Origin of the sequence: Cryptosporangium sp. NPDC051539 (genome assembly GCF_044454545.1) — a bacterium.
In the GTDB taxonomy this organism is placed as follows: domain Bacteria; phylum Actinomycetota; class Actinomycetes; order Mycobacteriales; family Cryptosporangiaceae; genus Cryptosporangium.
On record NZ_JBITDV010000001.1, the window covers coordinates 1,048,765 to 1,072,479 of the forward strand.

The 23,715-nt window shown below is 70.9% G+C and carries 24 protein-coding genes; 14 read left to right on the forward strand and 10 right to left on the reverse strand.

The window, feature by feature from the left end; genetic code table 11:
• Window positions 1-52: 52 nt before the first annotated feature.
• Entirely contained in the window at window positions 53-316 is a 264-nt protein-coding gene (locus ACIBZJ_RS04985; RefSeq protein ID WP_395925586.1) for a hypothetical protein, read from the reverse strand.
• Window positions 317-506: 190 nt separating this feature from the next.
• Between ACIBZJ_RS04985 and ACIBZJ_RS04990 the strand changes: the two genes are divergently transcribed.
• The 4 genes from ACIBZJ_RS04990 to ACIBZJ_RS05005 all read left to right on the forward strand — a co-directional run bounded on the left by ACIBZJ_RS04990 (window position 507) and on the right by ACIBZJ_RS05005 (window position 1,726).
• On the forward strand, window positions 507-929 hold the full coding sequence (locus ACIBZJ_RS04990; protein WP_395925588.1) for a hypothetical protein: 423 nt from the start codon (window positions 507-509) through the stop codon (window positions 927-929).
• A gap of 148 nt (window positions 930-1,077) precedes the next feature.
• Window positions 1,078-1,257, forward strand: a complete 180-nt coding sequence (locus tag ACIBZJ_RS04995; RefSeq protein ID WP_395925590.1) for a hypothetical protein — start codon at window positions 1,078-1,080, stop codon at window positions 1,255-1,257.
• A gap of 10 nt (window positions 1,258-1,267) precedes the next feature.
• The gene (locus ACIBZJ_RS05000; protein ID WP_395925592.1) at window positions 1,268-1,543 is read left to right on the forward strand and encodes a DUF6247 family protein; all 276 of its coding nucleotides are present in this window, start codon (window positions 1,268-1,270) and stop codon (window positions 1,541-1,543) included.
• Window positions 1,544-1,726 (forward strand): hypothetical protein, encoded by a 183-nt coding sequence (locus tag ACIBZJ_RS05005; protein WP_395925595.1) that lies wholly within the window; start codon window positions 1,544-1,546, stop codon window positions 1,724-1,726.
• A gap of 243 nt (window positions 1,727-1,969) precedes the next feature.
• On the opposite strand, the gene ACIBZJ_RS05010 is transcribed toward ACIBZJ_RS05005, so the two are convergent.
• Together ACIBZJ_RS05010 and ACIBZJ_RS05015 are read right to left on the reverse strand one after the other, a co-directional pair.
• Window positions 1,970-5,395 (reverse strand): CHAT domain-containing protein, encoded by a 3,426-nt coding sequence (locus tag ACIBZJ_RS05010; protein ID WP_395925597.1) that lies wholly within the window; start codon window positions 5,393-5,395, stop codon window positions 1,970-1,972.
• A gap of 293 nt (window positions 5,396-5,688) precedes the next feature.
• Window positions 5,689-6,633, reverse strand: a complete 945-nt coding sequence (locus ACIBZJ_RS05015; protein WP_395925599.1) for an SDR family oxidoreductase — start codon at window positions 6,631-6,633, stop codon at window positions 5,689-5,691.
• Between the two features lie 90 nt (window positions 6,634-6,723).
• On the opposite strand from ACIBZJ_RS05015, the gene ACIBZJ_RS05020 reads away from it, so the two are divergent.
• Both ACIBZJ_RS05020 and ACIBZJ_RS05025 read left to right on the forward strand, forming a co-directional pair.
• Window positions 6,724-7,479: an enoyl-CoA hydratase family protein gene (locus ACIBZJ_RS05020; protein ID WP_395925601.1), complete on the forward strand. Its 756-nt coding sequence runs from the start codon at window positions 6,724-6,726 to the stop codon at window positions 7,477-7,479.
• A complete protein-coding gene (locus ACIBZJ_RS05025) occupies window positions 7,476-8,564 on the forward strand; it encodes an NAD(P)H-dependent flavin oxidoreductase (protein WP_395925603.1) in 1,089 nt (362 codons plus the stop codon). Before ACIBZJ_RS05020 ends, ACIBZJ_RS05025 begins: the two co-directional genes overlap by 4 nt.
• Before the next feature lie 30 nt (window positions 8,565-8,594).
• Here ACIBZJ_RS05025 and ACIBZJ_RS05030 read toward each other — a convergent pair whose 3' ends face one another.
• The 3 genes from ACIBZJ_RS05030 to ACIBZJ_RS05040 are packed head-to-tail and all read right to left on the reverse strand — an operon-like array spanning window position 8,595 to window position 11,723.
• Window positions 8,595-9,746, reverse strand: coding sequence for an acetyl-CoA C-acetyltransferase (locus ACIBZJ_RS05030; RefSeq protein ID WP_395925605.1), 1,152 nt, complete (start codon window positions 9,744-9,746; stop codon window positions 8,595-8,597).
• A 16-nt stretch (window positions 9,747-9,762) separates the two neighbouring features.
• Window positions 9,763-10,542: an SDR family oxidoreductase gene (locus ACIBZJ_RS05035; protein ID WP_395925607.1), complete on the reverse strand. Its 780-nt coding sequence runs from the start codon at window positions 10,540-10,542 to the stop codon at window positions 9,763-9,765.
• Window positions 10,539-11,723 carry an acyl-CoA dehydrogenase family protein gene (locus ACIBZJ_RS05040; protein ID WP_395925609.1) on the reverse strand — a complete coding sequence of 395 codons (1,185 nt, stop codon included), beginning with the start codon at window positions 11,721-11,723 and terminating at the stop codon, window positions 10,539-10,541. The genes ACIBZJ_RS05035 and ACIBZJ_RS05040 overlap by 4 nt, the downstream gene beginning before the upstream one ends.
• 94 nt (window positions 11,724-11,817) lie before the next feature.
• Between ACIBZJ_RS05040 and ACIBZJ_RS05045 the strand changes: the two genes are divergently transcribed.
• The 6 genes from ACIBZJ_RS05045 to ACIBZJ_RS05070 all read left to right on the forward strand — a co-directional run bounded on the left by ACIBZJ_RS05045 (window position 11,818) and on the right by ACIBZJ_RS05070 (window position 17,625).
• A complete protein-coding gene (locus ACIBZJ_RS05045) occupies window positions 11,818-12,705 on the forward strand; it encodes an enoyl-CoA hydratase (RefSeq protein ID WP_395925611.1) in 888 nt (295 codons plus the stop codon).
• On the forward strand, window positions 12,702-13,856 hold the full coding sequence (locus tag ACIBZJ_RS05050; RefSeq protein ID WP_395925613.1) for an acyl-CoA dehydrogenase family protein: 1,155 nt from the start codon (window positions 12,702-12,704) through the stop codon (window positions 13,854-13,856). The genes ACIBZJ_RS05045 and ACIBZJ_RS05050 overlap by 4 nt, the downstream gene beginning before the upstream one ends.
• The gene (locus tag ACIBZJ_RS05055) at window positions 13,853-14,818 is read left to right on the forward strand and encodes an acyl-CoA dehydrogenase family protein (RefSeq protein WP_395925615.1); all 966 of its coding nucleotides are present in this window, start codon (window positions 13,853-13,855) and stop codon (window positions 14,816-14,818) included. The genes ACIBZJ_RS05050 and ACIBZJ_RS05055 overlap by 4 nt, the downstream gene beginning before the upstream one ends.
• A gap of 3 nt (window positions 14,819-14,821) precedes the next feature.
• Window positions 14,822-15,925, forward strand: a complete 1,104-nt coding sequence (locus ACIBZJ_RS05060) for an acyl-CoA dehydrogenase family protein (RefSeq protein ID WP_395925617.1) — start codon at window positions 14,822-14,824, stop codon at window positions 15,923-15,925.
• A gap of 72 nt (window positions 15,926-15,997) precedes the next feature.
• Window positions 15,998-16,867, forward strand: a complete 870-nt coding sequence (locus tag ACIBZJ_RS05065; RefSeq protein WP_395925619.1) for a CoA transferase subunit A — start codon at window positions 15,998-16,000, stop codon at window positions 16,865-16,867.
• Window positions 16,864-17,625, forward strand: coding sequence for a CoA-transferase subunit beta (locus ACIBZJ_RS05070; RefSeq protein WP_395925621.1), 762 nt, complete (start codon window positions 16,864-16,866; stop codon window positions 17,623-17,625). The genes ACIBZJ_RS05065 and ACIBZJ_RS05070 overlap by 4 nt, the downstream gene beginning before the upstream one ends.
• A gap of 4 nt (window positions 17,626-17,629) precedes the next feature.
• Here ACIBZJ_RS05070 and ACIBZJ_RS05075 read toward each other — a convergent pair whose 3' ends face one another.
• On the reverse strand, window positions 17,630-18,259 hold the full coding sequence (locus ACIBZJ_RS05075; RefSeq protein ID WP_395925623.1) for a TetR/AcrR family transcriptional regulator: 630 nt from the start codon (window positions 18,257-18,259) through the stop codon (window positions 17,630-17,632).
• Between the two features lie 80 nt (window positions 18,260-18,339).
• Between ACIBZJ_RS05075 and ACIBZJ_RS05080 the strand changes: the two genes are divergently transcribed.
• Window positions 18,340-19,902: an AMP-binding protein gene (locus ACIBZJ_RS05080; protein WP_395925625.1), complete on the forward strand. Its 1,563-nt coding sequence runs from the start codon at window positions 18,340-18,342 to the stop codon at window positions 19,900-19,902.
• A gap of 43 nt (window positions 19,903-19,945) precedes the next feature.
• Here ACIBZJ_RS05080 and ACIBZJ_RS05085 read toward each other — a convergent pair whose 3' ends face one another.
• Entirely contained in the window at window positions 19,946-20,716 is a 771-nt protein-coding gene (locus ACIBZJ_RS05085; protein ID WP_395925627.1) for an SDR family oxidoreductase, read from the reverse strand.
• 160 nt (window positions 20,717-20,876) lie between these two features.
• Entirely contained in the window at window positions 20,877-21,827 is a 951-nt protein-coding gene (locus ACIBZJ_RS05090; RefSeq protein ID WP_395925629.1) for an NAD(P)-dependent alcohol dehydrogenase, read from the reverse strand.
• 130 nt (window positions 21,828-21,957) lie between these two features.
• Here ACIBZJ_RS05090 and ACIBZJ_RS05095 point away from each other — a divergent pair, with 130 nt between their 5' ends.
• Complete coding sequence (locus ACIBZJ_RS05095) at window positions 21,958-22,806, forward strand: helix-turn-helix transcriptional regulator (RefSeq protein ID WP_395925631.1); 849 nt, start codon at window positions 21,958-21,960, stop codon at window positions 22,804-22,806.
• Here the strand turns inward: ACIBZJ_RS05095 and ACIBZJ_RS05100 are convergent.
• Complete coding sequence (locus ACIBZJ_RS05100; RefSeq protein ID WP_395925633.1) at window positions 22,740-23,618, reverse strand: ABC transporter permease; 879 nt, start codon at window positions 23,616-23,618, stop codon at window positions 22,740-22,742. The two genes, ACIBZJ_RS05095 and ACIBZJ_RS05100, sit on opposite strands and share 67 nt — an antisense overlap.
• Window positions 23,619-23,715: the final 97 nt, after the last annotated feature.

Genomic DNA, 23,715 nt, shown 5'->3' on the forward strand with positions numbered 1-23,715 from the left:
ATGCGCACCGGATCCGGGATCGGTCGGGTCCTCAGCGGCGTCCGCGCTGTCTTCACGCCGACACCCCGAGCGTTGGCGGCTCGACCCAGCAACCACCACTGTGGACGGAAAGTTCAGCACCGCTCAGGGGCACGTCCTGTTCAGCCCGGCCGGTGCGTCGGCGGCCCTTCCGGACGGGAAGATCACGATTCCGGTCAACCCGCAGGGCAGCACCGCGCAGGCACGTCTGGACGGAATCGGCCCTCCTCCTCGATGCGCGGAACAACGTCGTCTTGAGGGCAGGCTTCGGCACGGCGCCGATGACCACGATCGGCACGTGGCATCCCTTCGGCGGTACGGTCTTCCGGAGTCAAGGGGATGCCTTGGCGACGGTCACGCAAGTCTCGCTGTCGGCCACGTGCACGGCTACCCCGACCGGGACGGGGTAGCCGCACGTCGGCGTGAAGCCGGCCTCCCGCGTGGCGTATTGATGGAGGAACTTCCCGTTTCTATGGTCAGCGGGACAAATGTCCACAGACTCACGGGGGATCCTCATGCGCCGTACGCAGTCCATACTCGCGATCATTGCCGCTCTGACAGCCGTCGCCTTCCCGGGCACCGCCGCCTCGGCCCGCTCCGCCGACGACCCCATCGGCGGAGCGTGGAACGGCCCCGACACCTGCCCGCGAGGCGCCGTCTGCCTCTATCACGGTACCGACGGCAGGCACCGCTACCGCACGATCAGTCATTTGCCGGCCGACTGCAGCCGCGTACCGATCGATCCCCGGTCCACCCGATCGACCTGGAACAACAACCCGTTCCCGGTCCGGTTCCGGATGCAAGGCGGAGGCTACCTCGACCTCGGCGCCGACACTCGCCGAGGCGACCTCCGGCCGCCCCGCTACTTCACCTGGGTCGCCCGGAACACCTGCTTCGTGCCCCCCACGTAAGTCCGCCGCTCTCACCCCGCCAACCCGATGCGCCCGGCCACCCCGCCCAGCCAGACCAGCCCGCGCAGGGCCCTCGGTGAATGCTCGTACACACGGCCGACCGAGACGCCGAGCGCCTGCGGGCGGTACTCGACGTGGGCCTGAGGACGTGGGCCTGAGTCAGCAGCTCGGCGGAGAGTGCGACCGGCCCCTCGGGTCCGATCTCGGCGGGGTGGTCACCGAGCAGGACTTCATCGTCGCCACCTACCTCGCCGCGCAGTTCCCGGACGCGGAGACACCGGTCGAACAGGCGCCACTGGCCCGTGCCCGCAGCAGCTCCAGCACCTGACGAGCCGGAAGTGCCCGCCGTCAGCCCGAAGGCGATTCGAGCTGCGCTGCTCCCGGAGGAAGCCGGTGACTTCGACCGGGAGTACCGCCAAGCGATGAACGAGGCCGTCGAGTCCCTCGAACTCACTGGGGTACTCGCGTTGCTCCGCCGCTGGCAGCGAGTGGCGTGGTCGTCCCGCGACGAGCGCGCCCATCGACGGATGCTCCAGCGCGCCGAACAGCTGTCAGCCGGTGAGCCGATCGCGACAGAGCCATGGCCGGTGACCCGCGCGAGGCTCGGCCTGTAGGTGTACGCCGTCGAAACCGACGCCGAGACTGTGGAGCAGGTCACTGCCTTGCCGACCTCTGCGCTGCCGTCGTACGCGGAGCTCATGGCGTTGCTGGAAGTAGCTCCGTGGAGCGGCGAAAGCTACAACGCCATGGCGGAGGCCAGGCGATCTACCTCATCCTCGAAGACCGACGTCGCGTGATCGTGCTCCGGGTGCTCTGGGCGGCTTAAGCCGCCGCCATCCGGCGACGTTCGCTGTCGCCGGCCTCACGGTGTCGTGTCCGAGCCGGCCGCGGCTGGCCCGGCGGAGGACTGCGCGGACTCGCTGACGGTCGTACCCGACCTGGTCGGATGCGACGTCGAGCCGACGCACGACCTCGACGGGGTCGCGGCCGCCGGGATTTCAGGCAACGACCTGCCGTCGACGCGACCGGGGCCGACGACGCTAGGCGCCGACATGGATGTGGGACGCCCACCGTGACGGGGACGACGGCGCGCGATCGCGTGAAGCGCGGACGGCATCGTGGACGGCGGCGGCCACGTCGCCTCCGTCGTCCAGGGTGCGGTAGATGCGTTCGGCGAGACCGACGGCGGCGCGGTCGCTGATGGGCCACAGCGTGGCGATCACATGGCGGTATCCAGCGAGCTGGAACGCCGAGGCCAGGTGCATGGCCTCCTCAGTGAGGTCGCCGCCCGGGAGGGCGGTTTCGCAGGCCGACAGGTACGCCAGCTCGGCGTCGGCGAGCCTGAGTTGATTGACGTCGAGAACCGTGAGGGACTGATCGTGCAGCAGCAGGCGGCTGGTCGACGGGGCGGAGACGACTGCCTGGGCGTGGCAAGCGAAGTGCACCCAGCGGGTGCGGGGTAGCGCGGCCAGTACCGCGGCGCGGGTTGCCTTCTCCGCGGCCAGCACGCGCACCCGGTCGTGCAGGAGTCGCGCGAGACCATCGGCTTCCCGCTGTGCGCCGGGTAGGTCGGCGGCGTCGGGAGTGTGGGGCATCGCCACGATCAGCGCCCGGCCCGCGTCGTCGTTCGTCGGCGGAAGGCCGACCAGCGGTGCGGTATCGGGCGCTCTCCCCCGGGCATGACTCAAGGCGCGGATGGTGGGCGTGTACGAACAGATCGCTCTGTCGATCACCGTGCTCGGCGCGGGGCCGGATCGGGTCTCGTGGCGACCGGCCGCGTGCACCGGAAGGAACGACAGCAGCCCCGACAGGCACCACCACACGCGCGGCCACGGAGCTCCCGCGGCCGGTGCGTCGCGGATGCCCAGGCTTTCCAGAACCGGCCCGGCGAGGACGTCCCACAGCCAGCCGAGAACGTTCGCGAGTCCGGCCTCGTCGTCGTGTTCGCGAGCCGAGAGGAGAGCGAGCGCCTGGTCACGCACGGCCTCTTCGGTGAGATCCGGCAGAGGGAGGAGTTGCACGCCGGCCGTGGTCAGGATCAGGGCGTCGCACCGGACCTCGCTGACGTTCACGGCCACGATCGGGCCCTGGCCCGCGGCCTGCCGGAGGTCGTCGACGGTCGGGGGAAGTAGGAAACGCGCGAAGTCCGGCAGTTCGCGGATCTCGGCCACGAGGCTGGTGAATCGAGCCTCGAGGGCGTGCCGCCGGTCCCCGTCGCGTCGTCCCGGGCCCGGGGTGCCGCTTCCGACGACGGACGAGGCCGCTAGCCCCGCCGACGCGTCGTCGGTGGCGGTGACGGTGACGGTGTCGAACTCGTCCCGGGCCCGCGTGAACTCGGCCGCCTTTTCCGGGTGCTTCGCGGCCAGGTCGGTGAGGTCCGTGCGGGCGTCGAGGAGCTGGCCCAGGATGACTCCGCGTCCTTGTTCCCAGAGTTCCAGGGCGCGCTCGACCTCGCCGGTCTGCAGGCAGGACGCGGCGGCCAGCGTCCCCAGGCGCGACAGCGTGTCCAGGCGGTACTCCTGATCCTGACGATCAAGGCTCCGTGGTGCGACCTGTCTCAACAGGTCCACGGCCGTGGCGCAGCCGGCGACGGCTTGTCGCCAATCCTTGGCGGTCACCGCGAGGCTCGCCCACGCCCCGGCCGCCTTGGCCCGGATGCTGGGCGTTGCCGTCGCCAGCATGGCGGCACGCCGGAACGCGGCGATGCCGGCGTCGCGGTCGGCCGATCTTCCGGTGTGTGCGAAGCGGTCCCACAAAGACAGGCCGAGGCCGGACAAGGACCTGGCGTTCTCCGGTTCGTCACCGCGGACGTCGATCGCCGTCCGGTACGCCGCCACGGATCCGTCCAGGTCGGGCAGGTTTCCCGTCCGGTCGAAGCGGCTTCTGAGGACGTGACCGAGATCCGACGCCGCCGCCGCGAGAACGGTTCTGTTTCCGGTGGATTCGGCGCCGGCGAGCGCCGCACGGACTACTGCGACGGCCTCGTCCAGATCAGCCGCGGTTCCGCGCAGCCGAGCACGTCGTGACAGCGCCGTACCGAGATTCACCATAAGGGCCGGCCCGATCGTGTGCTCGGCCGCAGTGGCCGCCGCCGCCCGCCGGAGGACGTCGACGGCCTCGTCCACGTCGGCCGGCAGCGCGAGCCGGTCCGCGCGCAGGCCGACGACGGCGCCGAGGTTGGCCAGAGCCGTGGCCCGTTCCGCGTGGCCGGCCGGCGTCGCCGCTACCGCCTGCCGGCAGGCGTCCACGGCCTCGTCCAGGTCGAACCGCAGCCCGGCCCGGTCGAAGCGTGCGCGCAGCGTATTGCCGAGGTTCGTGAGGCGCCGAGCCCGGTCCGGGCTGCTCCGCGGAGTCGCGGCCACGGCCTGCCGGGACGATTCCACCGCTGCGGACAGGTCGGATTCGGCTCCGGTCTGCAGAGCTCGGACCAGCAGGGCAGCGCTCAGATTGCCCAGCGTCACCGGATGGTGCGGATGGTCGGGAGGCGTCGCCGCGGCTGCGCGAGCGAAGAGGTCGACGGCCGCCGTCAGGTCCGTCATCACCGCGGTCCGAAGGAACCGCGTTTGCCGCGCGACGGCCAGATTGGTGAGCATCGTCGCGTGCTCAGGGTGCCACTCCGGTGTCATGGCGACGGCGCGCCGGCCCTGTTCGATGGCTTCGTCGAGATCAGACTCGTCAGCGGTCCACTCGAATCGGGAACGCAGTATGTTGCTCAGATTCGACAGGTAGCGACCGCGATCGGGATCGTCTGGCCGGATCGCCGCGACGGCCTGCCGGATCGCCTGGAGGGACTCGTCCAGGTCCGCCCGTGACTGCCGCTGCACGCACCGCGCCCAGAGAGATCCGCTGAGTCCCGACAGAACGAGGGAGCGGGAAGGGTCGTCTTCCGGCGTTCGCGAGGCGGCCAGCCGTCCGAGTTCGACCGCCTCGTCGATATCGGATTCCGAACCGGACCAGAAGAACCGCCTTTGCAGCGCCGTCGCGAGGTTGGAAAGTATTCCGGCGTGCGACGAGTGGCTCGCCGGTGTCAGTGCCGACGCACGCCGGAACAGAGTGATCGCCTCGCTGAGCGCGGCTTCGTCACGGGTTCGCGTCGACTGCGCGAACAGTCGCTCGGCCCGATGCGCCAGCCTCTCCCTGCCGTCGGCGTTCCCGGCCGCCTCGTCCATGGCGTCACGGATCCCGCCGGGTAGCAGGTCCGGATCCGACTGACGGACCGTGCTCAGCAGCTCCCGGGCCCGTGCCAGGTCCGGCCGGCCTTCGTCGCCGCTCTGCGCGACGTAACGGGCCCAGTGCAGGAGGCCCGCCGCGAGCAGAACCTCCGTGTCGGTGGACGGATCCGGGGTGGCGTTCAGGAGGTTCATCACCTCGAGCACCGCGTCGTCGGACAACACCACGTCCGGGGAATTCTCCTCGGCGAACAGCGCCAGCCGCGTTCGGACTTTGGCCAGGAGAGCGTCCCGCATTGCCGTGTCTCCCTTCCTCGGCCGCTTCCCGCTGACCCGAGTCGCACGTGTGCGGCGTCCTGGACGGAGTTGATCGTCCCAGGCTCCGGGGCGGACCGTCAGTCGTGGAAGGCGGAGGCGGGCCGCTACCGGTGCGCGGGGCGAGAGCGGTCGCGTCGGCGGCGACGCCTCGATCGGTGCGCACGCCGAACGCGCCGCCGCCTACCGGTCGAGCGCGGTCCAGGTCACGGTCCGGTCGCCGAGGTGGCGGCCGGGCCGGTCTCCGGCGACGACCGGCTGCGCGGCGGGGCCGGTCACCCGCGTGCCCCGTTCACCGCGGACGGCGCGGGGGTCCGGGCGCCGTAGACGGGCTCGGGGCTCGCCGCCCGGGCGAGGAGCGCGCGGAGTGCCGGGCCGACCTCCGCCGCGGCCCACCGGGCGCCGAGGTCGTCGGCCGGTCCGTGCCGCCAGCCTTCCTCCACGCAGATCCGCCCGCCTTCGATCTCGACCACCCGGCCGGTGACGTCACCGGCCTCGATGCTCGCGAGCCAGGCCACGACCGGCGAGACGTTGGCCGGGTCCATCGCATCGAAGCCCTCGGTGGGCACCGCCATCTTCGCCGCGAACGGCCCGCCGGTCATCCGGGTACGGGCGGACGGCGCGATCGCATTGACCGTGACGCCGTACGGCGCGAGTTCTTCGGCGGCGACCAGCGTGAGCCCGGCGATACCCGCCTTGGCCGCCGTGTAGGTGCCCTGCCCCACGCTGCCCTGCAACCCGGCGCCCGACGACGTGTTGATCACCCGGGCCGCACGCTGCCGACCGGCCTTCGCCTCAGCGCGCCAGTACGCCGCGGCGTGCCGCAACGGCGCGAAATGGCCTTTGAGATGCACGCGGATCACCGCGTCCCACTCCTCTTCGGACGTGTTGACCAGCATCCGGTCGCGGACGAAACCGGCGTTGTTGACGAGGATGTCCAGGCCGCCGAATTCCTCGATGGCTTGCGCGACCATCTTCTCGGTGGCCGCGAAGTCCGCCACGTCGGCGCCGTTGGTCACCGCCTGGCCACCGGCGGCCCGGATCGCCGCCGCGACCTCCTCGGCCGGTGCGCTCGAGGCCCCCTCGCCCGCGCCGGACGTGCCGAGATCGTTGACCACGACCTTCGCCCCGTGCCGGGCCAGCTCGAGCGCGTGCTCGCGCCCGAGGCCGCGCCCGGCACCGGTGACGATCGCCACGCGGCCTGCGAGGATGCCGGTCATCCGCACTCCTTCGTGCTCGGGTTCACGACAATTTCGACCAACCAAGCGACTGCTACGCTACCAAGCAATCGCTAGGTTAGGAATCGCGCCATGACACTCTCGACCCAGCTCGTGGACGACACGATCGGCGTCGTCACGATGGACTACCCGCCGGTCAACGCGCTACCGGTCGCCGGGTGGTTCGGCGTCGCCGACGCCGTCCGCGCGCTCGGAGACGACCCCGAGGTCCGCGCCGTGGTCCTGCGGGCCGAGGGCCGCGGCTTCAACGCGGGCGTCGACATCAAGGAGATGCAACGTACCGAGGGGTTCGACGCCCTGCTCGGCGCGAACCGCGGCTGCTACGTCGCGTTCAAGGCGATCTACGAGTGCCCGGTACCGGTGATCGCGTCGGTGCACGGATTCTGCCTGGGCGGCGGCATCGGGCTGGTCGGCAGTTGCGACACGATCATCGCCAGCGACGACGCGTACTTCGGTGTACCCGAGGTCGACCGCGGCGCGCTCGGCGCGGCTACCCACCTCGCCCGGCTGGTGCCGCAGCAACTGATGCGCACGATGTACTTCACCGGCCGGACGATCTCGGCTGCACAGCTGCTCCACCACGGCTCGGTGCTCGAGGTCGTGTCCCGCAGCGAGCTGGACGACGCGACGCTGGTCGTGGCCCGGGAGATCGCGGGCAAGGACCCCCGGGTCATCCGCGCCGCCAAGGAGGCGCTCAACGGTATCGAGCCCGTCGACGTCAGCCGCAGCTACCGCTTCGAGCAGGGCTTCACGTTCGAACTCAACCTGGCCGGCGTCGCGGACGAGAGGCGGGACGCGTTCGTCCGGAACGGGAAGGAGGCCCGGTGACCACCGCACCCGCTATTCGTACGCCGCTCACGGACCTGACCGGGGTGCGGCATCCGATCGTCCAGACCGGCATGGGGTGGGTCGCCGGTCCCCGGCTCGTGTCCGCCACCGCCAAGGCCGGAGCGCTCGGGATCCTCGCGTCGGCCACGATGAGCCTCGAGCAGACCGAGAAGGCGATTCTCGAGGTTCAGGAACGGACGGATCGTCCCTTCGGTGTCAACATGCGGGCGGACGCCGCTGACGCCGGAAAACGCGTCGATCTGCTGATCCGCCACGGCGTCAGGGTGGCCTCCTTCGCTCTCGCACCGAAGCCGGACCTGATCGCCAGGCTCAAGGAGCACGGGATCGTCGTCATGCCGTCGATCGGCGCGGCCAAGCACGCACGGAAGGTCGCGTCCTGGGGTGCCGACCTGGTGCTGGTCCAGGGCGGCGAGGGCGGCGGGCACACCGGCCCGGTACCGACGACACTCTTGCTGCCCTCGGTGCTCGACGCGGTCGACATCCCGGTGGTCGCCGCCGGTGGCTTCTTCGACGGACGCGGGCTCGCCGCCGCGCTGTCCTACGGCGCCGCCGGGGTCGGCATGGGGACCCGCTTCCTCCTGACCAGCGACAGCGCGGTGCCGGAGCCGATCAAGCGCCGGTACCTGGAGTTCGGTTACGACGGTACCGTCGTCACGCGGAAGGCGGACGGTATGCCGCACCGGCTGCTGCGGACCCCGTTCATCGAGGCACTGGTGTCCGAACGGCGCTACCGCCAGGTTCTCCCCACGATCCGGCGGACGCTGGCCTACAAGCGGATGAGCGACGCGAGCTGGCGCCGGCTGGCCGCGGACGGCTGGTCGATGAAAAGCAGCAGCGATCGGTCCTGGTCACAAACGATGCAGGCCGCGAACACGCCGATGCTCCTCAAGGCCGGCCTCGTGGACGGCGACCTCGACGCGGGCATGCTCGCCGCGGGACAGGTCGTCGGCGCGATCGACGACCTGCCGACGTGCGCGGAACTGGTCGATCGGATCGTCGCCGACGCGGTGACCCGGCTCGCCGCGGCACAGGCCACGGTCACCCCGTCCCGCGAAAAGACCTGACGCCCCGAGGCACCTCCCGGGCCGATCGCGTCAGAGACGTTCGAGGATCGTCACGTTGGCCTGGCCTCCGCCCTCGCACATCACCTGGAGGCCGTAGCGGCCACCCGTGCGCTCGAGCTCGTGCAGCAGCGTCGTCATCAACCGGGTACCGGTCGCGCCGATCGGGTGGCCGAGCGCTATTCCTCCGCCGTTGACGTTGGTCTTCGCCAGATCGGCCCCGAGTTCCTGCGCCCACGCCAGCACCACGGACGCGAACGCCTCGTTGACCTCGAACAGATCGATGTCGTCGATGGTCATCCCCGCTTTCTCCAGCGCCCGCCGGGTCGCCGGAATCGGGCCGGTGAGCATCCAGACCGGGTCGTCGGCGTAGACGCTCAGGTGGTGGACACGCGCCCGCGGGGTCAGGCCGTGCGTCCGCACCGCGTCCTCGGACGCCACCAGAACCGCGCTGGCGGCATCACTGATCTGCGAGGCCAGCGCGGCGGTGAGCCGCCCGTCCGCACGCAACGGTGCCAGCGTGGCCATCTTTTCCAGCGACGTCCCGCGGCGCGGCCCCTCGTCGGTCGTGAAGTCTCCGACCGGCTCGATCTCGCGTGCGAAAACTCCCGCGTCGATCGCGGCGAGGGCCCGCGCGTGGCTGGTGAGCGCGAACTCTTCCATCTGCTCCCGCGAAATGCCCCATTTTTCAGCGATCATCTCCGCCGAGCGGAACTGGGACACCTCCTGGTCTCCGTAGCGAGCCTGCCATCCCGGCGATTCGGCGAACGGCGTGGAGAAGCCGAACTGCTGGCCGGCAATCATCGCGGCTGAGATCGGAATCGCCGACATGTTCTGCACCCCGCCGGCGACCACGAGGTCGGCGGTGCCGGACATCACCGCCTGGGCCGCGAAGTGCACGGCCTGCTGCGACGAGCCGCACTGGCGGTCGATCGTGACGCCAGGCACGTGATCGGGCAGACCGGCGACCAGCCAGGCGGTCCGGGCGACATCGCCCGCCTGCGAGCCGATCGTGTCGCAGCATCCCAGGATCACGTCGTCGACCGCCCCGGGGTCGACGCCGCTGCGGCGCATCAGAGCGGCGAGCGCGTGGCCGCCCAGATCGGCGGAGTGCATCGCGGAAAGTGCGCCGCCGCGCTTGCCGACCGGTGTGCGGACCGCCTCGACGAGATAGGCCTCGGGCATGTTCCGATCCTCCGAATCAGGGGTGCTGGCTGCTGACCGAGACGACCTCACCGGTCAGATAGGACGAGTAGTCGCCGGCGAGGAACACGACGACGTTGGCGACCTCCCACGGCTCGGCGGCCCGTCCGAACGCCTCGCGGGACGTGAGTTCGGCCAGCGCTTCGTCGGTGGTCACCTTGGCCAGGAACGGGTGCATCGCCAGGCTCGGCGAGACCGCGTTGACGCGGATTCCGTGCGGCGCGAGGTCGAGCGCGCTGCAGCGGGTCAGCGCCATCACTCCGGCTTTGGCCGCGGCGTAGTGGGCTTGACCGGCCTGGGCGCGCCATCCGACGACCGACGCGTTGTTGACGATCACGCCCCTCGTGCCGGCCGCGACCATCCGGCGGGCCGCCGCGCGCGTGCACCGCATGGTGCCGGTGAGCGTGACGTCCAGCACCCGCGACCATGACTCGTCGGTCATCTCCAGGATCGAGGACGTACCGCCGAGCCCGGCATTGTTGACGAGCACGTCGAGGCCGCCGAACGCGTCCGCCGCGGCGAGCAGGGCCTCGACGTCGTCGGAGTTCGTGACGTCGCAGAGCACGGCGGAGACCCGGTCCGCACCGAACTCGTCGCGCAGCGCCTCGGCGGCCTCGTCCAGGCGACGCTTGTGGACATCACCGAGCACCACGGCCCGTGCATCCTCCTCCAGGCAACGGCGAACCACGGCCGCACCGATCCCCGCGCCGGCCGCGGCGGTCACCACGACCGTGCGCCCGCTCAGCAGCGAATGGCCGGGCACGTAGTCAGGAATCACGGACGAGGCTCCTTCGGTAGGCCGAGCACACGCTCGGCGATGATGGTGCGCTGCACCTCGTCCGAGCCGCCGTAGAGCGTGTCGGCGCGGGAGAACAGAAACAGCGTCTGGGCGTCGTCGAGGTCGTACGGCGGTGCGACCGTCAGCGCGGTCGCACCGCGGACGTCCATCGCCAGTTCGCCGAGATCCCGGTGCCATCGCGCCCAGAGCAGCTTCTGCACCGAGCCGGCTCCGAGGCCGGGTTCTCCGGTCAGTGTGCGCAACGCATGCGTGCGCAGCACCTCCAGGCCGAGCCTGGCGCGAGCGATCCGATCGGCGATCAGTGGATCGTCGACGGCACCGTTCGCCCTGGCTTCGGTCACGATCGCACCGAGCTCGCGGGCGAACCCGACCTGTTGCCCGATCGTCGACACACCCCGCTCGAAGCCCAGCGTGGCCATGGCGACCCGCCAGCCGTCCCCGGGCTGCCCGACCACGAGGTCCGCACGGGTGCGCGCGCCGGTGAAGAACACCTCGTTGAACTCCGACGTCCCGGTCAGCTGAACGATCGGCCGGATCTCCACCCCGGGCTGGTCGAGCGGCACCAGGAGGTAGGAGAGGCCGGCGTGGCGACGGGAGCCCGGCTCCGTACGGACGACGGCGAAACACCAGTCGGCGTGGTGAGCCAGTGACGTCCAGATCTTCTGACCGTCGATCACCCACTCGTCGCCGTCGCGGCGCGCCCTGGTACGGACGTTCGCGAGATCCGATCCGGCCTCCGGTTCGGAGTAGCCCTGACACCACAGCTCGGTCACGTCGGCGATCCGCGGCAGGAACCGGGCCTGCTGCTCGGGCGTGCCGAGCGCGATGAGCGTCGGCCCCAGCAGTTCTTCACCGAGGTGGTTCACCCGTGCCGGGGCATTCGCGCGGGCGTACTCCTCGTGGAAGACCACCTGTCGGCCCAGGCTCAGGCCACGACCGCCGTGCTCGACCGGCCAGCCGAGGCAGGTCCAGCCCGCCGCGGCGAGATGCCGGTTCCAGGCGATCCGCTCGGGGTACGCCTCGTGCTCGCGACCGGACCCGCCCAAGCCGCGCAACGCACCGAATTCTCCGGTCAGGTTGTCGGCCAGCCACGTCCGGACGTCCTTGCGGAATGCCGCTTCCTCAGGAAAGGCGTCCTCGGACGAGTACGTGGGGTCCACCGGCTTCCTCCTCGCCACGGGCACGGACGAACCCTACTTCACCAAGCACTTGTTTGGTAGCGTGCGCACAAGCGTCCGACGAGGAGGAACGACCATGACGACGTACGAGCCGGTCATCGAGAACGGCGAACCGGTCGTCACCTACGAGGTGCGGGGGCCGGTCGCGCTGGTCACGGTCAATCGGCCGAAGTACACGAACGCTCAGAACTCGAAGGTCACCTATGCCCTCGACGCCGCGTTCGTCCGGGCCGTCGACGACGACGCGGTGAAGGTGATCGTGCTCGCCGGCGCCGGGAAGCACTTCAGCGGCGGTCACGACATCGGCACTCCCGGGCGCGACATCGACGAATCCTTCGAGCGCAAGGCCGTCATCTGGTGGGACCACACCGACAAGCAGGGCGTGGACTCCCGGTACGCCCGCGAGTCCGAGGTCTACCTCGGGATGTGCCGCCGGTGGCGGGAGCTGCCCAAGCCGATGATCGCGATGGTGCAGGGCGCCTGCATCGCGGGCGGCCTGATGCTCGCCTGGTCCTGCGACTTCATCATCGCCTCGGAGGACGCGTTCTTCTCCGATCCGGTCGTCCGGATGAACATTCCCGGCGTCGAGTACTTCGCCCATCCCTGGGTCATGAACCCGCGGGCGGCCAAGGAGTTCCTGTTCACCGGCGACCGGTTCTCCGCCCAGCGCGCGCACGCGCTGGGCATGGTCAACCACGTCGTTCCCCGGGACGAGCTGGAAAGCACGGTCTTCGCGCTGGCCGAGCGCGTCGCGAAGATGCCCAGGCTCGGGCTCGCGCTGGCCAAGAAGGCCGTCAACCAGGCCGAGGACCTCCAGGGGCTGCGCACCGGCATGGACTCCGTGTTCGGACTGCACCATGCCGCGCACGCCCACAACGCCGAGGTCGACACCGATTCGCTCGCCGGCCTGGACGCCCGGGCGATGGCCGAGTCGAACAAGCGCGCCGCGTCCGGACCGGCATGAGCGTCGAGCTCACCGACGCGGAGCGGTCGTTCCGCGCCGAGGCGCGGGAGTGGCTGCGGGCCCACTCGCCCGGCCGCCTGCCGTCGATGGACACCGCGGCCGGCGCCCGTGCGCACCGGGACTGGGAACGCGAACTCGCGGCCGCGCGATGGTCGGTCGTCGCCTGGCCGGAGGAATTCGGAGGCCGCGACGCCTCGCTGGTCGAGTGGGTGCTGTTCGAGGAGGAGTACTACCGGTCCGGCGCCCCCACCCGGATCGCGCAGAACGGCATCTCGCTGCTCGCCCCGATCGTTTTCGCCCACGGCACTCCCGAACAGCAGCAACGCATCCTTCCCGGAATGGCCGACGGCACCGACGTCTGGGCCCAGGCCTGGTCGGAACCCGAGGCCGGTAGCGATCTGGCGGGGATCCGCAGCCGCGCGAGCAGGGACGAGGATCGTCGCGGGTGGGTGCTGTCCGGTCAGAAGATCTGGAGCTCCCGGGCACCGTTCGCGGACTTCGGCTTCGGCCTGTTCCGCTCCGACCCGGACGCCGAGCGCCACCGCGGCCTCACGTACTTCCTGTTCCCGCTCGACGCGGCCGGCATCACCGTCCGGCCGATCGCCCAGCTCGACGGCGACGCCGGATTCGCCGAGATCTTCTTCGACGAGGTGTTCGTCCCCGACTCGGGCGTCCTCGGTGACGCCGGAGACGGCTGGCGTACCGCGATGAGCACCGCGGGCAGCGAGCGCGGCCTGTCGCTGCGATCCCCCGGCCGATTCCTCGCTGCCGCCGACCGGCTGGTGGAACTCTGGCGCGAACGCGGAGCCGCCGAGCCCGCGGCCACCGATCGGATGGTCGACGCGTGGATCGGTGCCCAGGCCTACCGCTACTACACGTGGGACACCGTCGACCGTCTGCGCAACGGCGGAGAGGTCGGCGCGCACGGCAGCGTCAACAAGCTCTTCTGGTCCGAACTCGACATCGGTCTGCACGAGACCGCCCTCGACCTGCTCGGCCCGGACCAAGAGCTGGCCGGACCGTGGACCGACGACTACCTCTTCGCTCTGGGCGGGCCGATCTACGCCGGCACGAACGAGATCCAGCGGACGATCGTCGCCGAGCGCCTGCTGGGTCTGCCCCGGGGGAACGACCGGAGGGCCCGGGCATGAAATTCCGGCTCACCGACGAGCAGCGGGCGTTCGCCGAGGCGCTCGACGCTCTGCTGGCCGCCGCGGACGTTCCCCGGGTCACGCGGCGATGGGCCGACGGCGACATCGCCGACGGGGTGTCGCTCTGGGAACGCCTGGCCGCGCTCGGCGTGACCGCGCTGGGCATTCCGGAAGAACACGGCGGGCTGGGCGGCACACCGCTCGACGTGACCGTTGCGCTCGAGCGGCTCGGGTACCACGGTGCGCCCGGGCCATGGGTCGAATCGGTCGCACTCGCACCGGCCTTGCTGGTGGAGGCCGATCCGGACGTCCTGCCCGAGCTGGCCAAGGGCACGGCGCGGGTGACGGGTGCGGCGCTGCCGTGGGCCCCGTACGCGCTGGACGCCGACACGACCACGCACGCCTATCTCCTGTCGGACGGCGTGCTGCACCGCGCCCGGGCCGACCGATCGCTCCGCTCGCTCGATCCGGCGCGAAAGCTCAACCAGCTGGTCGCCACCGACCGGATCGGAGTCCCCGGCGCCTGGGCGGCCGACCATGCGGCGCTGGGCACGGCCGCCTGGCTCGTCGGCGCGGGACAGCGGCTGCTCGACGAGACGGTCACCTACGTGGTCGCGCGCAGGCAGTTCGGCCGCCCCATCGGCGAATACCAGGCCGTGAAGCACGCGCTGGCCGACGTCCGGGTCGGCCTGGACTTCGCCCGCCCACTCGTCGTCGGCGCCGCGCGCGCCCTCGGGTCCGTACCGCAGGACGCAGCCTCTGAGGTGTCGGCCGCCAAGGTACTGGCCGGCAACGCCGCGCACCGGGCCGCCCGCACCGCACTGCAGTTGCACGGAGCGATCGGCTACACCCGGGAATTCGACCTGAGCCTGCTGATCCTGCGGGTGCGAGCCCTGCTCGGCGCCTGGGGCACGCCGGCGTTCCACCGTGCGCGGATCGCCACCGCGCTGAAGGGGGTGTGAGCCGTGCGGCTGACCCTCGACGACGACCAGCAGGATCTGGCGGAGGCCGTGACCCGGCTGGTCCGGCGCCGCGCCGACACCCTCGACCTCCGCGCGTCGATCGCGTCCGACCGGGGCTACGACGACGTCCTGTGGACGACGCTGTGCGACCAGATCGGTGCGGCAGCCCTGGCGATCCCGGAGGAGGACGGCGGCGCGGGCTTCACTCTTCTGGAGACGCTGGTCGTCGCGGAGCGCCTCGGCGCCGGCCTGACCCCCGGTCCCCTGCTCGGCTCGGCGGTGCTGGCCGCCCAGGCGGTCCTGCTCGCGGCCGGTCCGGCCGATCGCGCCCGGCTGCTCCCCGCCTTGGCCGAAGGCCGCACGATCGGCACGCTGGCCTGGGCCGACAGGCAGGGTCGATGGAGAACCGACGGGTCCGACGTGGTGGCCGGGCGCACGGGCGACGAGTGGCTGCTTTCCGGTACCGCGACGCTCGCCCTCGACGGTGCCGAGGCCGAGTTGCTGCTCGTGGTGGCCGACACTCCGGACGGCGTCGGGCTGTTCGAGGTCGCGACCACAGCGGTCGGCCTCGTCCGCACGGCGACGCCCGCTCTCGATCCCACCCTGCGCTTCGCGACCCTCACCCTCGACCGAACACCGGCGACGGCCCTCACGACCGACGCCGCCGCGGCCCTGGCCCGGTTGCGCGACGTCGCGGCGGTCGCGGTCACCGCACTGCAGGTCGGCGCGGCGGAAGCCGCACTCGGACGCACCGTCGACTATCTGACCGGACGCGTCCAGTTCGGACGGCCACTCGGCTCGTTCCAGGCGCTGAAGCACCGGCTCGCCGATCTGTTCGTCCAGGTCGAGAGCGCCCGGTCGATGTTCCTGGCCGCGGCCTGGGCGGCCGCGCACGATCCGGCCGACCTCCCGTTCCGGGCCGCGTGCGCCAAGGCCTGGTGCTCCGAAGCTTTTACCGCGGTCGCCGCCGAGATGGTCCAGATGCACGGCGGAATCGCGATCACCTGGGAGCACGATGCCCATCTCTACTTCAAACGGGCACACGCGACCGCGCAGCTGTTCGGTACCGCCCGTGAGCACCGTCGGCGTCTCCTGAGGCACGTGTGACCGGCATCCCTCACGTCGGGCTGTCGGCGAGCCACCGACCGTGACGGTCCGATGAGAGAACAAGGAGACCGGATGGGTGACAAGACCCTCCCGCTCGCGGACGTGGCGAGCCACGTCGAGTCGGGCATGACGATCGGCATCGGCGGCTGGGGCTCCCGGCGCAAACCGATGGCGCTCGTTCGGCAACTGCTCCGCAGCGACGTCACCGATCTGACCGTGGTGAGTTTCGGCGGCCCGGACGTCGGGCTGCTCTGTGCCGCGGGCAAGGTCCGCCGGGTCGTTTACGGCTTCGTGTCGCTGGACAGCATTCCGCTCGATCCGCATTTCCGTGCGGCCAGGGAACAGCACGGCCTGCCGGTCACCGAGTACGACGAGGGCATGTTCGTCTCCGCGCTGCGCGCCGGCGCCGACCGGCTCTCGTTCCTGCCGACCCGGGCCGGCCTGGAGAGCGACGTCCTTCGCCGCAATCCGGATCTACGCACGATCGCGTCCCCGTACGACGACGAGGTGTACGTCGCCGTACCGGGAATCCGTCCGGACGTGGCACTGATCCACCTGAACCGCGGTGACGCGCAGGGCAACGGGCAATACCTCGGCCCGGACCCGTATTTCGACGATCTGCTCGCCCGGGCGGCTGATCGCTGCGTTCTCTCGGTCGAGCGGCTGGTGGGCACCGCGGAGCTCACCGCCTCGGCGCCCCCGCAGTCGCTGCTGGTCAGCCGGCTGTTCGTGAGCCACGTCGTGGAGGCTCCGAACGGGGCCCATTTCACCTCGTGCGAACCGGACTACTCGCGGGACGAGGCGTTCCAACGCCACTACGCCGCGAGCGCCGCCGACCCGGACGCCTGGCGGGCGTTCACGGACGCCTACCTCGCCGGCGACGAGGAGCAGTACCAGACAGCGGTGAACACCCTGCGAACGCGGGAAGGAGCGCCGGCATGACCGACGACGTGACGCGGGCCGAGATCTGCGTGACCGCGTGCGCGGACGCGTGGCGCGGCGCCGGGGAGGTCCTCGCGCACGCGGTCGGCACGGTACCGACGATCAGCGCCCGGTTGGCGAGGCTGACCCATTCGCCCGACCTGGTCCTCACCGACGGCGAAGCGTTCCTGATGAGCGAGCCGCCCCCACTCGGTGGCACCGCCGCCGACGGCGGGACGATCGAGGGCTGGGTGCCGTTCAGCCGGATCTTCGACATCCTCAACTCCGGGCGGCGGCAAAGCATGATGGGCGCCAGCCAGATCGATCGCTACGGCAACCAGAACATCTCGCTGATCGGCGACTGGGACCGCCCGACCCGGCAATTGATCGGTGCCCGGGGCGCGCCGGGCAACACCGTCAACCACCGCACCGACTACTGGGTGTCCCGCCACTCGGCGAAGGTCTTCGTCGAATCCGTCGACGTCGTCTGTGGCGTGGGCAACGACCGGGCGCGGGCGCATCCGAGCAGCTCGCTGCGCTTCCACGATCTCGGTCTGGTCGTCACCGACCTCGCGGTGCTGGGCTACGACGCCGGCGGCCGGCTGGAGGTTCGTTCCCTGCATCCGGGAGTCACGGCGGAACAGGTGCAGGCCAATACCGGCTTCCCGATCGAGTGCCCGTCCGCGCCGCCGACCCGTCTTCCGACGGACGAGGAACTCCGGCTGATCCGGACGGTGATCGACCCGAAGAGCCTGCGGAACCGGGAGGTGCGGGGATGATCCCTCACGCGGCGAGCAGTCCCCCGAAGAGCATCGCCAGATAGTGCTCGGCGACGACCTCGTGCCCGAGCCTGCCGTCCGGCTTGTACCAGCGCACCGAGCCCCACACCGAGTCGCGGATGAGCCGGTAGGTGACGCCCGGCTCGAGGTCGTCGCGGAAGACGCCTTCCTGCCGGCCGGCGGCCAGCACGTCCAGCCAGATCACGGCGATGTCGTTGCTGGTCTCGGCCACGTAGGAGAACCCGGGAAGATGAGCCAGCAGCGCGGATTCGTTCTGGTAGAGCGCCACGGCGTGCGGACTGTCGTGGATCACCGCGAACGCGCATCGGATCAGACCCTCGAGAGTGGCGCGGGGTCCGGTGGTGCGCTCGACGATCTCGGCGAAGGCGCTGTGGAGTCCACCCATGAGGTCCCGGAGGATTTCGTCGAGCATCGCCTCTTTGGAGCCGAAGTGGTGGTAAAGGCTGCCGGACAGGATGCCGGCCGCGTCCCCGATGTCCCGAGTCGTGGTCTGCACGTATCCCCGGGTGGAGAACAGCTCCGCAGCGATCGTCAGCAACTGCGCACGGCGGTTCACCGACTTCGGGGACGTGGCGCGCCGCTTCGACCGCGGTACGGACTCCGTCGACACCATGGCGCGTTCCTTTCTCGGCGACCCGTCGAACTACGGCCCGCCACAGTTTACTGAACAAGCACTTGCTCAGGGAGGCAGTGATGTCCACCGCACGGACGATGCCAGGGCTCCTTGCCGAAGCGGCCGAGCGATACGCCGGCCGTGCGGCGATCGTGGACGGCGCGGTGCGGCTCAGCTATGCCGCCCTGGCCCACGAGGTCGAGGTAGCGAGCCGCGCCTACTGGGCGGCCGGGGTCAGACCCGGTGACCGCGTCGCCGTCTGGGCGCCCAATCAGGCGGAATTCGTCGTCGCACTCTGCGGCGCGCAACGCATCGGGGCGGCCGTCGTCCCGCTCAACACTCGCTATCGCGGACCGGAGGCGCACACGATCCTGGAGCGGTCCCGCGCGTCCGCGCTCGTCGTCGCCGACGGATTCCTCGGTACCGGCTACCTGACGATGCTGGCCGAGAGCGGAGACCGGCCGCCCCACCTGCACACGATCGTCGATCTCGGCGACAGCGGCCACCCGGACGCCGTGCGCTGGACGGACTTCCTGGCGGGTGCGGAGCGGGCCGACCCGGCGGAGGCCGCGGCCGCCGCGGCCGCGGTCACCCCGGACACCGTCTGCGACATCCTCTACACCTCGGGCACGACCGGACTGCCCAAGGGAGTGATGAGTGCGCACCGGCAGACGATCGGCGTCGCGGCGGTATGGGCCCGGGGCGCCGGACTGAGCCCCGCCGACCGGTACGCGATCGTCAACCCGTTCTTCCACAGCTTCGGCTACAAGGCCGGCTTCGTGGCCGCGTTCACCGCAGGCAGCACCGTCTATCCGGTGCGCACGTTCGACCCGGTCGCGCTCATGAGCTCGATCGAGCGCGAGCGGATCACGGTCCTGCCCGGCGCACCCACGATCTTCACCACGCTGCTCAACAGTTCCGAGCGGAACCGGTTCGACCTCTCGTCGCTGCGTTTCGCGATCGCGGGTGCGGCGTCCGTGCCGGAGAACCTGTTCGTGCGGATGCTCGACGAGCTGGGATTCGACCAGGTCGGGCAGGCCTACGGCCTCACCGAGTGCGTCGTCGCCACCCAGTCGCGGCCCGGCGAGGATCCTCGGCACGTCGCCGAAACCACCGGACCGGCCGTGTCCGGCCTCGAGGTGCGCATCGCCGGAGCGGACGGTAGCGAACAGCCGGTCGGGGTGGACGGGGAGATCTGGATCCGCGGTGAGAACGTCATGCTCGGCTACTTCGAGGATCCGGAATCGACCAGGGCCGCGATCGATCCCGACGGCTGGCTGCACACCGGCGACCTCGGCCGCACCGACGAGCACGGATGCGTGACGATCACCGGGCGGTTGAAGGACATGTTCACCGTGGGCGGCTTCAACGTCTACCCGGCCGAAGTCGAGAACGTGGTGGCCGACCACCCCGACGTCGCGGAGACCGCGGTGATCGGAATCCCGGACGAACGGCTGGGATCGGTCGCGCGCGCCTACGTCACCGTGCGCCCGGGCCACGACCTCGACCCGGACGACCTGATCACGTTCTGCCGGCATCGGCTGGCCAACTTCAAGGCACCCCGCGACGTGGTGGTCCTGGACGAATTGCCGCGCAACGCCAGCGGCAAGGTCCTCAAGCGAGTGCTGGCCGGAGAGGACTGAACCCGCCCCGGCCGACCGCGAACCGCGGCGGGCCGGACGCCGGTCACGCGTTCGGTGTGTGCTGCAGGAAGGCGGGCCATTCGCCGCCGCCGTCGACGTCGAGCACCGCGCCCGTGACATGGGAGGCCAGCGGCGACGCGAGGAACAGGCAGGCGTCCCCGATCTCGGCCGGTGTGGCGAAGACACCACGCGGGATGGTGGCTGCCACCCGGGCAACCTGGCCGGCGTCCCCGTAGTGGTCGGTCGAGCCCGGCGTCGCCACCAGGCCGCAGCTCACCGCGTTGACCCGGACCAGAGGCGCCCATTCGACGGCGAGGCTGCCGGTCAGGCTCTCGGTCGCGGCCTTGGCCGCGCCGTACACCGCGGTTCCCGGGCTCGGCCGGCGTGCGGAGATCGACGTGATGTTGACGATCGCCCCGTGGCCGGCGGCCACCATCACCGGGTGGACGGCACGGCACACGTAGGCGACGGCCAGGAAGTTGAGTTCGGTGATCCGCTGGTGGAACCGTGGTGAGGCCTCGGCGAAGTCGGCGTACGGAGCCCCGCCGGCGTTGTTCACCGCGACGTCGATCCGGCCACGCCGGCCGACGACATCGGCCACCCACGCGTCGACCTGAGCCGGATCCCGGACGTCGACGACGCGGAAATGCGGCTGCCTGCCCGCCACGGCGCCGAGCGCGTCCGGCCGGTTCCGGCCGCAGATCTCCACCTCGGCGCCGGCGTCCAGAAACCTCTCGACGATGCCCCGGCCGACTCCGCGCCCCCCGCCGGTCACCAGGACCACCTGTCCCGACAGGTCGATGCCGACCGCCACTCCGCACTCCCCTCGTCGACGACGATCGGCTCAGCCTATCCCGCGAACCAAGCAAGTGATAGGTCAAAATAATGCGCCGGTGCCGAGCGCCGATCGATCGCCAGGAGGTTCCTCCCTGGATCCACTCCTGCCGGAAGCAAAGAGCAGCGCGCACCGGCGTTCACAGACTGATGTCGATGACGTGCTTTCCCATCGCACCGCCCCGCTCGAAGGCCCGGTGCGCCGACGCGATGTCCGTCAGGGCGTACACGCTGTCGACGACCGGCAGCAGCGCCCCGGAGGTCACGTAGTCGGCGACGTCGTGGAGGAGCGCTGTGCCGGGGTTCGCGCTGAACGCGCGGATCCGGCGGGAGCCGTGGACGCTCGACGCCGCGATGGCGGCAATGGTGGGACCCGAGAGCCCGATGGTGACCATCCGGCCGCGGGGACTCAGCCGCCGCCGGAAGTGGCTGAGCTCGGTGCCGACCGTATCGAAGATCGCGTCGAATTCACCGAGCTGGTCCGCGCTCGTGGTGCGGTAGTCGACGACCTCGGCGGCGCCCAACTCGCGGATGGCTCCGGCATGGTTCTCCCGGGCCAGTGCCGTGACCTCGCCGCCCATCGCACGGGCCAGCTGGACGGCGGCAGTGCCGACCCCGCCCGCGGCGCCCCGGACCAGCACCCGCTCTCCCGGGCCGAGCCGGAGGGTGTCGCGGAGCCCGATCAACGCGGTCGCGCCGGCCACCACCAGTGAGGCGGCTTCCACCGGCGAGACACCCGCCGGTGCGGCGCTGACCCGGTCCGCGGCGACGACGACGTACTCCGCGGCTCCCGCGACCGTGTGCCGTTCCCGCGGGTGCACCATTCCCCACACCTGATCACCGACCTCGGGACCCGCGACCTCGCTGCCGGCCGCGGCGACGACACCGGCGAAGTCCAGCCCCACACCGATCGGGAAGCGACGTCCGGTCATGATTTTCACGGCACCCGACCGGACCAACACGTCGTGGCCGTTCACGCTGGACGCCGTCACCGAGACCAGGATTTCGCCCGGACCAGGCACAGGGCGGTCGACGTCCTCGATCCGCAAAACGTCCGGAGTGCCGTAACGGGTGATCTGCGCGGCCTTCATCGCCGTGTTCCTTCCGCCGTCCGCTGTTACCGGCCAATGCTGGGCCCGGCCGGCGCAAGCACGGTCGTTCCCCTTGTCCTGGGACTGCCGGACCCACCCTGATCACCGCCGGCGGGTAAATACTGAGGTGGTGTCCGACACCACGGCTGACAGCCCCCGACAGGAACTCGCCGAGTTCCTGCGCACTCGCCGCACCCGGTTGCGCCCGCAGGACGTCGGTCTGGAACCCGGCCCGCGCCGTCGTGTCGCCGGGTTGCGCCGCGAAGAGTTGGCGCTGCTGGCCGGAGTGAGCTCCGACTACTACCAGCGGATGGAACAGGGCCGCGACGTGCGCCCGTCCGACCAGGTCCTCGACGCCCTGGCGCGCGCGCTCAACTTCTCCCCCGAGGAGACCCGGCACCTCCACGGCCTCGCCGCCGCCGCGCGCACGCCGGTCGACGCCGCACGACGGTACGAGCCGGAGGAGGTTCCCGAGACCACCCTGCGGCTCCTGCGGTCGACGACGTCGCCCGCGCTGGTCGTCGGCCGCTTCCTGGACGTACTGAGCTGGAACCCGCTGGGCGGTGCGCTGCTGGGCGGCTTCACCGGGCTGCCCTGGCACGAACGGAACCTCCTGGCCCTGTTCCTGCACCCGGACGCCGACCAGACCTGCCCGGACCGGGCAGCCACCGCCGCCGAACTCACCGGGATGCTGCGACGACAAGTCGCCACCACGCCGGGTCACCCGCGCGCCGTGGAACTGGTCGGGCAGCTCGCGGTCGGAAGCGACGAGTTCGCCACGCTGTGGGCCCGCCACGACGTCGAGGAGACGACGCGGGGGCAGATGCGCATCGACCACCCGATGGTCGGGACGCTGAACCTCGACTGGGACGCCTACCCGATGCCGGGCGCTCCCGGCCCGGTGCTGATCGTCTACACCGCCCCCGAGCACAGCCCCGACGCCGAACGGCTACGCCTGCTCGCGGGCCTGCTCGGGTAGCCGCCGATCGGTGCACCAGCTGCTCGGTCCCCGTCGGCCCGATGCCTATCGCCCGGTGCGGCCGTGCGGTTCTGACGAGCCGGGTGTGGAACGCCCCGGACTTGTCGTAGGCGGCCTGGTTCGGGGCCGGATCGGCCGGGATTTCGGCCCGCAGCACCGGCACCAGTGCCTCCACGGCCTCGGTGTTCATTGTCGTCCGGTACTTCTGCAGCAGGCCCTGCGCCGTGCCGGGTCCCCTGAATCTGCCGTTGGCGTCCGCCTGCTGCCCGACCGGCTGGAAGGACGACAGCGCGCCGACCCGGGCGGTCTTGAGCGCACCGAGCGCCGCGGACACGTCGGAGCCGAGGTTGACCATCGTGATGTCCCTCTCGGCGTCCAGACCCTGCTGACCGAGCAGGTAGTTCAGCCACGCCTCGGTTCCGCTGACGCGCCCGGCGATGACGTCGATGTAGTACTCGTTCGTCAGGGTCCCGATCACCCGGGCCTTCTTGATGATCCGGTACAGGTTCAGCGCGTCGGTCATCACGCCGGCGGCGATGTCGATGCTGCCGGACTGCAGGGCGGCAGCGGACTTCACGCCGGTACCCAACGGGGGCGCTCTCCCAGCGGCAGGCCCTCGTCGCGGAAGAAGCGACGAGCAGCCCGGTGCGCAACCCGCTCATCGACGCAGGCAGCACGGCCTTCCACGCGACGGCCCGGCGACTGCCGCCCATCAGGCGCACCGCGTCGATGAGCCCGGGGTCGACCTCGCGTACGCCGGCCGCGGTGTCGAGGAATACCGGAAAGAACACCGTGACGGCGGCGAGCAGCACCTGGGATCGGCACCAATCCGCCGGGCTCGGGTATGGACAGCCATCGGGCGTTCCGGCAGCCTAGCCGTCACGGGCGACGAACCTGGCCGGCCGTCCG

What these genes read in the sequence shown, in the direction of transcription:
- ACIBZJ_RS05010 (WP_395925597.1), bottom strand. Translation starts at nt 5,395, where the DNA reads ATGCGGGACGCTCTCCTGGCCAAAGTCCGAACGCGGCTGGCGCTGTTC.
- ACIBZJ_RS05090 (WP_395925629.1), bottom strand. Translation starts at nt 21,827, where the DNA reads ATGAAGGCCGCGCAGATCACCCGTTACGGCACTCCGGACGTTTTGCGG.
- ACIBZJ_RS05050 (WP_395925613.1), top strand. Translation starts at nt 12,702, where the DNA reads ATGAGCGTCGAGCTCACCGACGCGGAGCGGTCGTTCCGCGCCGAGGCG.
- ACIBZJ_RS04990 (WP_395925588.1), top strand. Translation starts at nt 507, where the DNA reads ATGTCCACAGACTCACGGGGGATCCTCATGCGCCGTACGCAGTCCATA.
- ACIBZJ_RS05070 (WP_395925621.1), top strand. Translation starts at nt 16,864, where the DNA reads ATGACCGACGACGTGACGCGGGCCGAGATCTGCGTGACCGCGTGCGCG.
- ACIBZJ_RS05020 (WP_395925601.1), top strand. Translation starts at nt 6,724, where the DNA reads ATGACACTCTCGACCCAGCTCGTGGACGACACGATCGGCGTCGTCACG.
- ACIBZJ_RS05065 (WP_395925619.1), top strand. Translation starts at nt 15,998, where the DNA reads ATGGGTGACAAGACCCTCCCGCTCGCGGACGTGGCGAGCCACGTCGAG.
- ACIBZJ_RS05030 (WP_395925605.1), bottom strand. Translation starts at nt 9,746, where the DNA reads ATGCCCGAGGCCTATCTCGTCGAGGCGGTCCGCACACCGGTCGGCAAG.
- ACIBZJ_RS05045 (WP_395925611.1), top strand. Translation starts at nt 11,818, where the DNA reads ATGACGACGTACGAGCCGGTCATCGAGAACGGCGAACCGGTCGTCACC.
- ACIBZJ_RS05080 (WP_395925625.1), top strand. Translation starts at nt 18,340, where the DNA reads ATGTCCACCGCACGGACGATGCCAGGGCTCCTTGCCGAAGCGGCCGAG.
- ACIBZJ_RS05075 (WP_395925623.1), bottom strand. Translation starts at nt 18,259, where the DNA reads ATGGTGTCGACGGAGTCCGTACCGCGGTCGAAGCGGCGCGCCACGTCC.
- ACIBZJ_RS05055 (WP_395925615.1), top strand. Translation starts at nt 13,853, where the DNA reads ATGAAATTCCGGCTCACCGACGAGCAGCGGGCGTTCGCCGAGGCGCTC.
- ACIBZJ_RS05015 (WP_395925599.1), bottom strand. Translation starts at nt 6,633, where the DNA reads ATGACCGGCATCCTCGCAGGCCGCGTGGCGATCGTCACCGGTGCCGGG.